The sequence below is a fragment of the Marinobacter azerbaijanicus genome, from assembly GCF_030250645.1.
Classification (GTDB): Bacteria; Pseudomonadota; Gammaproteobacteria; order Pseudomonadales; family Oleiphilaceae; genus Marinobacter; species Marinobacter azerbaijanicus.
The window spans coordinates 70361-82905 of sequence record NZ_JASSVS010000014.1; the positions used below are offsets into that span (position 1 = coordinate 70361).

A 12545-nucleotide genomic window follows, 5' to 3' on the forward strand; every position below is an offset into this window, starting at 1 on the left:
CCTTCACAACAGGGGGTATCTGTCTACAGGTATAGCTGATAATAGCCCGACTACCAATGTTGCGATCAATGCTGCAAACCTCACCTTTGACAAATCGCTAATAGCTGGGAGCGATCAATAGGGTATAGGATGATTGAAAGAACCTGAGTATTTACCTGTTTACCTGAGGAATAAGGCACATGACGTACGCGCGAATTGTCGGCACGGGCTCCTATCTGCCCGAGAATGTCATGACAAACGAAGACATGGAAAAGATTGTCGACACCAGCGACCAGTGGATTCGTGAGCGTACCGGAATTGAACAGCGGCATATTGCCGTGGAAGGTCAAACCACGGTCGATCTTGCGGAACAGGCCTCTCGCCTGGCCATTGAAGCCGCCGGCTTGCAGCCAACCGATATCGACCTGATCATTTTTGCCACCTCTACACCTGACAAGATTTTCCCGAGCTCTGCCTGCATCCTTCAGGCCCGGCTTGATATCCATGGCTGCCCGGCATTCGACATCCAGGCCGTATGCAGTGGTTTTGTGTATGCGCTATCGGTAGCCGACAAGTTCATCAAGACGGGCAGCAGCAAGCGCGTTCTGGTGGTAGGGGCGGAGCTGTTTTCCCGTATCCTGGACTGGCAGGACCGCGGCACCTGCGTGCTGTTTGGTGACGGCGCCGGCGCCGTGGTGCTGGAAGCCAGCGAGGAAACCGGGATTCTGTCCACCCACATTCATGCCGATGGCAAATATGAAGACCTGCTCCACGTACCCTGTGGCATTGGTGATGGTTTCGACCAGGTGCGCGCTGGCAAAGGCCACGTACACATGAAAGGTAATGAGGTGTTCAAGGTTGCCGTGAATACCCTCGGCAGGATTGTCGACGAGACACTCGAGGCCAACCAGATGCAGAAGTCTGACGTGGACTGGCTGGTACCACACCAGGCAAACCTGAGGATTATCGCCGCTACTGCCCGCAAGCTGAATATGTCCATGGACCAGGTGGTGGTAACGGTCAACAAGCATGGCAATACCTCTGCTGCCTCGATTCCTCTGGCACTCGACGTGGCGGTTCGCGACGGCCGCATCCAGAAGAATGAAATCATCCTTCTGGAAGCTTTTGGTGGTGGCTTTACCTGGGGCTCGGCGCTGATCCGTTTCTGAAGGCTTGCCAGGTTCCGTTGACATAACGCTCTCCGCCCTCATCCGTCAGGCGATGGAGCCAGACCCATTGATTCTCCACCAGCGCCTCCACGTCCGGATTCTGCCGCATAACGGCTTCAATCCGCTCGGCAGGCGCATCGATCACCACGGCAAGCCGGACCGGTTCGTGCCGCCAGTAGGTGCCGTCATGGACAGACTGGAGCGGCAGCCCGATACGCAGATCGGTTCCGTTACCCTCAATCACACCGACGTTGCCGCCAACCACTGAGTGCAACAGCTTGTTACCGGCACCATACACATCCAGCATGGTGACTGAGCCGAAATACTGCATGTTGATCCAGTTCGCGACGATCATGGGCGCCGATAACAGTGCCGCCAGTACCTCGCCATTGCTGTCCTGGTCCGGATCATAGTCATGGAGGAAGACGCGCCCACCCAGGTTTTTTCCGCGGGTACGGGACCGCTTTGCAAAAATAATGGCTGCATTATTGGCAAGCCCCCATTCCGGCCTGACTTCAGTCCAATCCGAGGTTCTGCTCCTAACCTTCTGATGTAACGCGGAATCATCATAACCATTTAGCTTCAGAGCCGTCGCTCTTTCCCGCCGTGTGCGGTTGCCCGCTTCGGCAAACCGACGCTCAAGATCCGCCAGGGCCGGCCTGTGGGAGGCCGGCAGACTGTCGCAATCAAACAGGGTTACCTCATCAGTCACCGTGCAGTGCTCGGCGGCAACAGCCCAGCTGTCGAGGGGGATGGAAATCCCCTCTTCCGCAAGCGCCACGCGCACCTGGGGATCATTGAATAACTGGGCCGCGAGCCGGGCGTTCATACCACCGTTCTGACCACCACAGGCGCCACAGGCGAGGCCGGCGTTGTGAGGGTTATTCTCCGTGTGAGTACCATGGCCGGTAAAAACCAGCAGCGGCGCAAAATTATCAGTTAACGCCATGCCGCGCAGAAATCCGGCCACGAGTTCGACCTTTGTGGTTTCGAAAAGCGGATCTCCGCCGTGAAGGTACACCAGTCGCCCCGCCACCGTGTCCTGACCAGCGGCCTTGCCCTTGCGAGCTGTCAGGTTGAGGGAATCCTTGACCAGCTTCCACGCCCAGGCCAGCCCGGTAGTTTCCACCAGCGTAAAAGTCGACAGGCTGCCATACTTGGCCTTGCGCACGGATTCACGGGTCATTTCCCGTTGATCCAGGGCCCTGTTCAGGGCAGCGTCACTCTCGTTGCTGCCCTGGGTATCGACGACCCGATAAGCAGGCGCCAGCAGACCGGGCAGCTTCGCCATCGGCCGGTAGGGACCGTGGTTCTGGTGAACAATGGGCAGGCCGAAAAAGCCCGCAAAACCGATGGTCTGGACGCCAGGATGCACCTCTTCCAGGTGCCTGCGCATGATTTCTGAGCGAACATCGATACAGAATACAGCCTGGACTTCAGGCCGCTCAGGGGGAGCGTTTTTGCGCTCCTGAGCGCCTTCAGGGTTGCCCAGCGTGCACCATAAAGAGCGCTGATATCCAATTTCGAACGCCCTGTGCCACACCCAGAGCCATTCAGTACCTGCTCCCGATCCGGTCTCGACAAGCGCATGGCGCCGGTTTGCTGCCATATTTTTCTGTTCAGGGCTGGCATGGGCAAATGCGGCCCACTCCCAGACCAGCAGTATGGATACCAGTTCTTCACAAACGCTGGAACTATCCCCCTGCAATCCGGCACGCCAGTCCACACCGCGGCACCAGGCAGCCCATCCGGGAATACGCATCAGCAGGCCGTGGGCGAGCGCCTCCAGAATATCCGCATCGATACCAAGGGCATCGATCGCCTCCCTGGTAGCCTCCAGCCGGTACGCAGGCACTGTTCCGAACCAGCGTCTTACGCCCCGGATTCCGGTGCGGTAGTCCAGCGACACATCTGCCCTCGCTGATTCCAGCCAGAAATCGAACAGGCCTTCCCCGTCGGAACGGGTCGACCAGCGGGACTGCCTGCGGTCAAAAAACGCACCGCATGTGCGGCCGATCTGGTCAACCACAACGGCTGTCGGCGGCTCTCCCTCAACAGCGCCGGGGAGAATGTCCAGAACGGAATAGTCTGGCCGGTTTTCAACGCGCTCAGTGCGGTAAAGCCGTTCGCCAAAGAGCTCTGGCGTGTCGTTGATTCCCGCTTCTTTCAGGCTGGCCAGAAGGTCATCCCGGCTTATCCTTCCGCCTTCCCAGGCTTCGCGATAGAACGCCAGTGGCATCAGCATGGATTCGCCGCGCCGCTGCCTCAACAGGCTGTCCACCCGGGGCGCTTTCAGGTTCCGCAACCCCCAGAACGGGTTGACGGCAATCCACTGATCCAGAGGCCAGACCGGGGCGACCATTTCACAGGCCCTGGATATCGATGCCTGCCAATGACCAGTGGACCTGTCAAAAGAGGCATCGGGCGTAGAACACTGAGCAATACCGTTCATGCTTTCTCTTCCATGGTAAATGGATGGTGAGGAACCCGATTCAGAGTGGCGGGCACATTGAGCGCCTGGGATGCCAGACGTCGGGTGAGCTGATCGAATGGCAGATCAAGATACAGACCCTGGCTGAAATGCCGGTAGAGGGAGGCCATAGCGCGGGAACGCGGGGCCAGCGATACCATGAGCGACAGCAGGGCCAGGGCAGACAGCAACGCAAATCCAACACCCCAGGCAACAGCCGACAGCGCAAAAGTTGCGTGTTCCGGCACGGCGGTTCCCAGCAAGGCGTGAAGAATCGAGTAAACAGGAACAAGAAGCAGTGCAAGGCCTGCAATGCGCACCCTCACCCTGAAGCCTGTTCCCCGTGGCATACCCATGGCGGCACTGGCTACTGCCAGCACAAGCAGTATTCCAAAGACGGGGTTACCCTCAACCAGCCAGGGTTGCCAGGCAAGCATCAATGCGGCCAGTGTCCCGGTTGCACCAGCCCATATCAGTCGACTGCGGATCGGCAACTCAGGAAATATCTCGGCAGCAGACACCCGGACAGTCCGGCCGGCCGCGAGAAACGAATGAGCCTTGTAAACGGAATGAGCCAGAAGGTGCAGCAACGCCAGGGTGTAGGCTCCCATCCCGATCTCGAACAGCATGAAGCCCATCTGGGCGCACGTGGACCAGGCCAGCGCATGCTTCACCGAATAATGGGTCATCATGGTGATGACGGCTATAACGGCCGTGGTTCCACCCACCACCAACAGGATCATGTGTCCGGCGGTAAAACCGTCAAAGACCGGAAACAGGCGCAGCCACAGGAAGCCACCAAGGTTTATGACGCCCGCGTGCAATAGCGCCGACACTGGCGTTGGCGCTTCCATGACCCTGAGCAACCAGCCATGGAAAGGTATCTGTGCACATTTGAGAACTGCGGCCAGTGCAAGCAGGATGGCGGCTGCCGTGAGTGCTGTGGAACCCGAAGGGTTGACCGCCTGCATGGCTGACATCTCCGGCAACCGGAAAGTGCCGTAATGGTGGTACAGCAACATAACGCCACCAATTACAAGGGCATCGCCGGTCCGGCTGACTATGAATTTCTGCACAGCCGCAATTCGTGCCTGGGGACGATCAGGGTAGAGTGTCAGCAGATTGTGCAGCGCCAGGCTCACACCAACCCATGCGCCCGCCAACACCAGCAGATTGTTGGTGAATGCAAGCACCAGGACACAGGTAATAGTAGTGAGAAACCACGGCAGGAATCGATCGCGGCCGGGGTCTCCCCGCAAATAGTTATCGGCAAATCGAAGAATAGCCCAACCAATAAAGGCAACCATCAGCGCCATCCAGATCGCTATTCCATCTGTATAGAGCCCGAACCTCAGGGCAGCCTCCGCCAGGCCAAAGCCGACATCCGGCAATCTCGTATCCACCGCCATCTGCAGTCCAATGATTACCGTGATGAACATTGAAGCAGTCAGTAACCGACTTGCGAGGCGCCAGCAATGGTTGAGTTTCAGGGCATCGCGAGACCGGGCGCTGAACAGGGCAACAGCAAACAGGCAGACCGGAACGGTCAGCCACAGGCCCAATGAAAGAGCAGCCAGTGCAGGCATAAAAGTGTTCATTAGGAGTCCCTCCAGGTTTTCTCCTACTTTGCCCTTTCATGATCGTTATATAAAATAGATATTATTGAACAGTTCATTCTCTTTATGAGAACCTTATGCCATGAAACTGAACTATCACCACCTGTACTACTTCTGGATGGTTGCGCGAACAGGTCATTTGACCCGCGCTGCCAAAATGCTTCACGTCTCCCAGTCCGCACTGTCAGGTCAGATCCGCAAGCTTGAAGACAGTCTCGGTCATGACCTGTTTATCCGGGAAAGCCGGAAGCTGACACTGTCGGAAGCAGGACGAATGGCCTTTTCCTACGCAGAAGAGATATTCCGTCATGGCGAGGAACTCACTGCCCTGTTTGCATCCGGGGCACAACCAAATCGGGAGGTCATGCGGATTGGGGCCGTCGCGACGCTGTCGAGAAACTTCCAGGAGGCCTTCCTGCAACCGCTGCTGGGGCGGGATGATCTTGAACTGTGCCTGCAGAGCGGTCACATTGACGAGCTGTTGCGGCGGCTGTCGGCCCACAGGCTCGACATTGTTCTGTCCAACCAGTCGGTGAGAGGTAGCGAGCAGAACCCCTGGCGCTCACGCCTGATTGCGCGTCAGCCGGTCAGCATCATCGGCCCACCCGGAGCGGATAGCGAAACAGGCTTCCCCGATTTTCTGACAGGCAAGCATCTGATCGTACCCGGCCCTGAAAGCAACATTCGCCAGGGATTCGACCAGCTCTGCGAATACCACAGGATATACCCGTCGATATCGGCTGAAGTCGACGATATGGCCATGATGAGGCTGCTCACAAGGGACAGTGGATACTACGCCGTGTTACCGCCGGTGGTGGTACGTGACGAACTGAAATCAGGCGCTCTGAAAGACTACGGCGTTTTACCCGGTATTTTCGAAGAATTCTACGCCATCAGTATACGGCGCCGCTTCGAAAAACCTGCGCTTCAGGAAATACTGGCGCAACCGGCTGAGAATTTCCTTACAAGCCCCGTGATTGATCATTCTGACTAGCCGGCCTGTCCGAAAAAGTCATCCATTGCATCGCTGTTGGCCCGTATACTGACTGCCAAATCCTCAATCAGCCAGGCGAATTTGCCATGAAACAGTCTCCAGATGCGGCCTACCCCTCCATAGTGATCATTGGTACCGGGTTTGGTGGGCTTGGCATGGCGATACAGCTCAAAACCGCCGGCATAGGCTCGTTTGTCATGCTGGAGAAGGCACAAGGGGTCGGTGGCACCTGGCGGGACAACACCTACCCTGGCGCCGCCTGCGATGTTCAGTCCCACTTCTACTCGTATTCCTTTGAGCCCAAGCACGACTGGTCCAGGAAGTTCGGATTGCAGCCAGAAATTCTCGGCTATATGCAGCACTGCGTTGAAAAGTACGATCTGGCTGACCACATTCGCTTCAACAAGGAAGTTGCCAATGCGGTGTTTGACGACGCCACCAACACCTGGACCGTCACAACCGCCGACGGCGACTCATTTACCGCGGACATGGTGATCACTGCCACCGGCCAGCTAAACCAGCCGGCCTGGCCCAGTATCCCCGGCATGGAGACTTTTGCCGGCAAGATGTTCCACTCGGCCCGCTGGGACCATGACCATGATCTTAACGGCAAAAACGTTGCGGTGATCGGCACCGGCGCCAGTGCTATCCAGTTTGTGCCGGAAATTGTACCCAGGGTGAAATCCCTCACCCTGTTCCAGCGTTCCGCTGCCTGGGTACTGCCCAAGCCGGACCGGCCCTTTTACCCCTGGGAGCAGACACTATTCCAGAGGATTCCGGCTTGGGACCGCCTGTACCGTTACCTGATCTACTGGAAGAACGAGAGTCGGGCCCTGGCATTCACCCGCTTCAACAGCCTGCTGGAAATCTTTGCCTGGCAGGCCAGACGGTTCGCCAAGAGCGAGGTTCGGAACCCCGACAAGCTCAGGCAACTGATACCGGACTACAAAATTGGCTGTAAAAGAATCCTGATATCCAACGACTGGTATTCCGCCGTGGATCAGCCTCACGTGAATCTGGTAACGACAGGCATCGAGCGCATCGTCGAAGATGGTGTTATTACCACTGATGGTGCCGTACACAAGGTGGACACCATAATCGTTGGTACCGGTTTTGCCGCTTCCGAATTCCTCTCTCCCATGAAAATCACCGGCCGCAACGGCGTGTCGCTGAACCAGGCCTGGGCCAACGGGTCCGAAGCCTACAAAGGCATTACGGTGTCCGGGTTTCCAAACCTGTTCATGCTGTATGGCCCCAATACCAACCTCGCCCACAACAGCATTGTCTACATGCTGGAATCCCAGTTCCGGTACATACTCAGTTGTATCAGGACGCTACAGCAAAAACCGGGCGTTGCCATGGAGGTAAAACCAGAGCGATTACGGGATTTTTCCGCCACCATCCAGCAAAAACTGCAAACCAGCGTCTGGGAGTCCGGCTGCCACTCCTGGTACCTGGACAGCAACGGCAAGAACACCGTGAACTGGCCAGGCTTTACGTTCACATACCGCAAGGCCACCCGCCAGGTGGACACTCACGACTACAAGTTTCTCCAGCCCTCCGGATGACTTTCCCGGAAAACCACCCCCTGGGGCGCTCTGGAGGCCGATGGTTGACAGCCTGAATGAATTCATAGGATGATTGGGTCATCTGCTGTCAGGATCTTAAACATGCAACTCGCAAGAATCACCAAAGGTTCCCTGGTGGAAACCGCCATCGAAAGCCTGCGCCACGCTATTGAACAGGGCCACTGGGCTATTGGAGATCGCCTCCCCGTGGAAGCAGATCTGTCTGAATCCCTGGGGATCAGCCGCAACACGGTTCGGGAGGCAGTTCGGGTACTGGTTCATGTGGGCATGCTTGAGACCCGGCAGGGTGACGGTACTTACGTCCGTGCCACCAGGGATGCAGGGGAAACATTGCGCCGGATCGCCCGCTCACAGCTCCGGGACAAGCTCGAAGTGCGCATCATGCTGGAAACCGAGGCCGCCAGGCTGGCGGCGAAAAGGCGCGACACAAAGGATATGGAGAGGATGACCCTTGCCCTGGACAAACGCGGACAGGCCGGCGATTCCATCAAGGAAAGAATCCGTCACGACCAGGACTTCCATGCAGCGCTGGTAGCGGCGTCCCACAACCCTGCCCTCACGGAGCTATACGACTATTTCGCCCATGCAGTGGCGCTGACCATAGAACAGACGGAACTGGATTCTGAGCTACCGGAGCCGTCACAGGAGGACCACGAACTGTTGCTGGCGGCTATCCGCCGACAGGACCAGGCAAAAGCTGAAACTCTGGCAAAATCCCTTCTGCAACCAAGTCTGGATGCCCTGGCAGGCAGGCTTTCATGAAGTTCAGACTCGATACCTTCACGCTTCTGTTACTGGGCGCCATTGTCCTTGCCACTTTCCTGCCTGTGCGGGGCGAGGCCGCTGACATCCTGGCAACTGCAGGCACAGTCGCAGTTGCGCTGCTGTTTTTCCTGCATGGCGCCGCGCTGTCCCGGGAACAGATCATCGCCGGCGCCACCCATTGGCGACTGCACATCATTATTACGGCATTCACATTTGTCTTTTTTCCGCTGGTGGCGCTGCCGATCAACGAGATTAATCGTTTTGCACCCCAGTGGATGCCAGCCGATCTCGGACTGGGTTTTCTCTATCTGGGAGTGCTGCCTTCTGCTGTTTCTTCTTCCATCGCCTACACCGCCATGGCCCGGGGTAACGTACCCGCTGCAATCTGCAGTGCAGCCGCTTCCAACGTGTTCGGCATGATGCTCACCCCCTTCCTGCTGCTGTTACTGGTGAGCACGTCCGGTGATGGCAGCTTCTCGGTGGCGGAGGCGTTACGGGACATCATGCTCCAGTTATTGCTGCCTTTCGCCGTGGGCCATGGTCTGCGGCCCTGGCTTGGCGGTTTTCTGGCAAGGCACGAGACGCTCGCATCCCGATACGACCAGTGCGTTATCTGGTTGATTGTCTATTCCGCCTTTTCTCACTCGGTGGCGAGCGGTCTTTGGCAGAACCTGCCTTTGAATGCAATCTTCCTGACCATAGCGCTGTGTTTCGCGCTGCTGGGATTCTTTATGGTGATGGCAATGTTTGTGGTTCGCAGGCTCGGGTTCAGCCTGGAAGATGAAGCTGCGGTTGTATTCTGCGGCTCCAAGAAAAGCCTGGCGTCAGGGCTGCCCATGGCCAAGGTGTTGTTCTCCGGGCATCCCGGATTCGGCATGATCGTCCTGCCCATCATGTGCTACAACCAGATTCAGGTAATTGTCGGAGCCATGCTGGCGCAGAAGTACCGCAGCAGGATTGAGGCGGCGTCAGCCACCACCTCCCATCCCGCTGAATAGGGTGGCCAGGATAGCCAGCCCGACGATCCAGCCGACAACCGCCGGCCAGAAGTTGACCATCTGCGGTGGTGATTCTTCCTGGGAGGGCTGGTCAACTGCAGCTCTGTCGGCCTGATCCTCATCGTCAGCCTGTTGTTCCGGCGCATCCCGTAGGCCGTACCAGTCGAACCAGCCGGCGAGAAACTGCACGACTGGCGGAGGAAAACTGCCATTTTCAGCCATCGGCCTGATCTGTGGCTCCAGCGCCCTGCCAATTTCCCTGCGCACATGCGGCTGGTCCGCTGGCGGCTCACCAAGTATCGCTTTCCAGATCTGTACGTCCTTGCTGTGGCCAGAGTCGTTGAGGAGAGCGCGGACCTGGATCACCACCTCACGGACAACCTGCTGTTCTGAGGCATCCAGCGACGCTGATTCAGCCTGTGGATTCGGCGCCTTGCGCTGAACCTCAGGCTGCTCCTGTGCCGCCATCGGTTCACCACCGGCTGCCTCCCGGAAGGCCTCACGCAAGCGCTCAAGTTCCTCACCGGAGGCGAACTTTTCCTGCCGTTCATAAGCAGCCTTTATGCGAGCATGGTCGCGGGTAGGCTCTATACCCAATACTTCCCAACAGTTCATAGAGTTACAACTCTTTCATCGGATAAACATTACATTTTTGAGAGACAAACGTAATCTGGTCACTTAGGATAAGAGGTAGGCAGTCACTATAAAAAAACCCCTACACTCGGCAAAGTATAAAACGACACCCATGTCCGTTACGAACTATCCCGTTAAATCTCCGGTGTTTCCCGGAAACGACAGGCTCCCCTCACGCCCGGTTGTTGCCATTCTGGCTGGTGTACTTTTCACCCTTCCAATGGCCAGTGAAGCTCAGGAGGAGGACGCCGGCGTCTACGACCTGGCAGCCCTCGGCAACGTTCCCGAAGCCTTCAACATGGACTCCTCCATTCCCGAGGTGCTGACCACCACCCGGCTGAGGCAACCCAAATCCCGCGTTCCGGGTACGACCACAATCATCACCGGTGACATGATCCGGGACCTGGGAATCATGAAACTGGTTGAGGTTTTTCGCCTGGTGCCGGGCATGACAGTCAATGCCGTTGGCAGCAACCAGCCTGTAACCAGTTACCATGGCACAGTGCACTACGAACAGCGCAGGCTTCAGGTGCTGGTTGATGGCCGCACCTCCTACCGCCCCAACCTGTCAGACATGGACTGGAACTCCATGCCGGTGCCTCTGGACCTGATTGAACGAATCGAAATCAGCCGCGGCCCGAACAGTGCAGCCTATGGCATCAACGCCTTCCTGGGAACCATCAACATCATTACACGCCCGCCGGAAGATACCGCAGGCATTGAGCTAAGGGGCATTTCCGGTTCCCGTGGCTACGGTAGGGCCTTCGGCTCAGTTGGCGACACCAGTGAAACCTACAAGTGGCGACTGGCCTATGAAAAACGCAAATCAGACGGGTTCGACGAGCAGGAAGATGACGGCGTCATCTATCCGTTTCATGATGGTTATGACATCAATACGTTCAACTATGACAGTAACATAGCGCTCAATAACAATTATGACCTCGATCTGCGAGCCGGCGTGGTCGACGGCGTGGATGAGGAAGATTCACGTAAAAACGGCAAGTTCGGCGCGAATGAGCACCCTGATATCATTGTTGATGACTACTACCTGCAGACACGCCTCAATGTCACCACGTCTGAACGCCACTTCTATCATGTTCAGGCATCATTCCAGAATTATGATCGCAGGCAAAGATGGACAGTCTGTATTCCCCAGGACCAGTTCATTGACATTCTCGACCCCGACGTCCCGACTCCAGACCTGCGGCCCTGTACCCCGGAAGATGCCAATCCATTCCTGGCCAATCTGAACGAGGACATCGAAGAGTCCCGCCTGGAGCTGGAGATTCAGGATACCATTCTGTTCAATCCGGACCTCAAACTCGTATCCGGGCTCGGCTACCGCAAGGACACCTATCGCTCCGAAACGTTTTTTAATGGTCGCGGCAACAACTACCAGTCGCGGGTTTTCGGGAATCTTGAATACTCCCCCTTCCGCTGGCTGACGCTGAACTCCGGCGGCAACTGGGAAAAAACAACCACAACGGATGAAGGCTATTTCTCACCAAGGCTTGCTGCTAACTTTATTCTCTCCAACAACCACACCCTGCGGTTTGTCTATTCTCGTGCCGTGAGAACACCCGATGCCTTCGAGCAGAATCCGGACTGGTCCTACCGTCCGAGAAACGTGGCTCCACCCTTTGACTTTCTTGAAGGAGAAAGGGTCCTGGTGGAGAATCTGGTTGATCCCACTACATCCACCTTCGGGAAAGAGCTTGAAGAAGAGCGCATAACATCCCGGGAAATAAGTTATTTTGGACAGTACTACCTGGACTCATCCACCCTTTCTCTGGAAGTCCGGTACTTCAATGACCAACTCCGCGACATGATCAGTGGCATTATCAATGAAGAGCAATGGACCATTGATAACAACGTTGCTCTGGATCAGGAGGGCTTCGAGGTGGAAGCATCCGTGGATTTTCCGGGTACCAGCCTGCGGGTCAGCTATGCTTATCTTGATCAGGACGGTCGTTATACCGGAGCGGATGATCGCGACGCCGGAGACAAACAATACGCCATCGATTTGCTGGGGCGCCTCTCGGTCAGGCACTCGGGGAGTTTTGCGTGGATTCAGGATTTGCCGTTTGATCTGACGTCCTCTGCCGCTTTCTATTTTGCCGACGAGTTCCGCCGTTCCCACTTCGAGCGGGCAGATTTCAGACTTGCCCGGCGCGTGTTTGCGTCCGGCTACAGTTACGAACTTGCCCTGACCATGCAACACTACCTGGACAGGGATCCGACCCTAAGTCCAGACAATACAATCAAAGATCATAACCAGTTCTTTGTTGAAGCTGGCGTAAGATTCTGAAACGACACGGACGACACCAGACCC

The 12545-nt window shown here is 56.7% G+C and carries 9 protein-coding genes; 6 read left to right on the top strand and 3 right to left on the bottom strand.

Going from position 1 to position 12545, the window contains the following annotated elements; all coding sequences use genetic code 11:
• Positions 1–179: 179 nt before the first annotated feature.
• The gene (locus tag QPM17_RS20325) at positions 180–1148 is read left to right on the top strand and encodes a beta-ketoacyl-ACP synthase III (RefSeq protein ID WP_285393341.1); all 969 of its coding nucleotides are present in this window, start codon (positions 180–182) and stop codon (positions 1146–1148) included.
• Here QPM17_RS20325 and QPM17_RS20330 read toward each other — a convergent pair.
• Together QPM17_RS20330 and QPM17_RS20335 are read right to left on the bottom strand one after the other, a co-directional pair.
• Positions 1117–3600, bottom strand: a complete 2484-nt coding sequence (locus QPM17_RS20330) for a YbcC family protein (RefSeq protein WP_285393343.1) — start codon at positions 3598–3600, stop codon at positions 1117–1119. The genes QPM17_RS20325 and QPM17_RS20330 overlap by 32 nt on opposite strands.
• Entirely contained in the window at positions 3597–5216 is a 1620-nt protein-coding gene (locus QPM17_RS20335) for an NADH-quinone oxidoreductase subunit L (protein ID WP_285393344.1), read from the bottom strand. Before QPM17_RS20335 ends, QPM17_RS20330 begins: the two co-directional genes overlap by 4 nt.
• 100 nt (positions 5217–5316) lie before the next feature.
• Here QPM17_RS20335 and QPM17_RS20340 point away from each other — a divergent pair, with 100 nt between their 5' ends.
• The 4 genes from QPM17_RS20340 to QPM17_RS20355 all read left to right on the top strand — a co-directional run bounded on the left by QPM17_RS20340 (position 5317) and on the right by QPM17_RS20355 (position 9580).
• Complete coding sequence (locus tag QPM17_RS20340) at positions 5317–6228, top strand: LysR family transcriptional regulator (protein ID WP_285393346.1); 912 nt, start codon at positions 5317–5319, stop codon at positions 6226–6228.
• An 86-nt stretch (positions 6229–6314) separates the two neighbouring features.
• A complete protein-coding gene (locus tag QPM17_RS20345) occupies positions 6315–7796 on the top strand; it encodes a flavin-containing monooxygenase (RefSeq protein WP_285393348.1) in 1482 nt (493 codons plus the stop codon).
• A gap of 102 nt (positions 7797–7898) precedes the next feature.
• The gene (locus QPM17_RS20350) at positions 7899–8579 is read left to right on the top strand and encodes a FadR/GntR family transcriptional regulator (RefSeq protein WP_285393350.1); all 681 of its coding nucleotides are present in this window, start codon (positions 7899–7901) and stop codon (positions 8577–8579) included.
• Complete coding sequence (locus QPM17_RS20355) at positions 8576–9580, top strand: bile acid:sodium symporter family protein (RefSeq protein WP_285393352.1); 1005 nt, start codon at positions 8576–8578, stop codon at positions 9578–9580. Before QPM17_RS20350 ends, QPM17_RS20355 begins: the two co-directional genes overlap by 4 nt.
• Here the strand turns inward: QPM17_RS20355 and QPM17_RS20360 are convergent.
• Complete coding sequence (locus QPM17_RS20360; protein ID WP_285393354.1) at positions 9551–10195, bottom strand: J domain-containing protein; 645 nt, start codon at positions 10193–10195, stop codon at positions 9551–9553. The two genes, QPM17_RS20355 and QPM17_RS20360, sit on opposite strands and share 30 nt — an antisense overlap.
• Positions 10196–10325: 130 nt before the next feature.
• On the opposite strand from QPM17_RS20360, the gene QPM17_RS20365 reads away from it, so the two are divergent.
• Entirely contained in the window at positions 10326–12521 is a 2196-nt protein-coding gene (locus QPM17_RS20365; protein ID WP_285393356.1) for a TonB-dependent receptor plug domain-containing protein, read from the top strand.
• Positions 12522–12545: the final 24 nt, after the last annotated feature.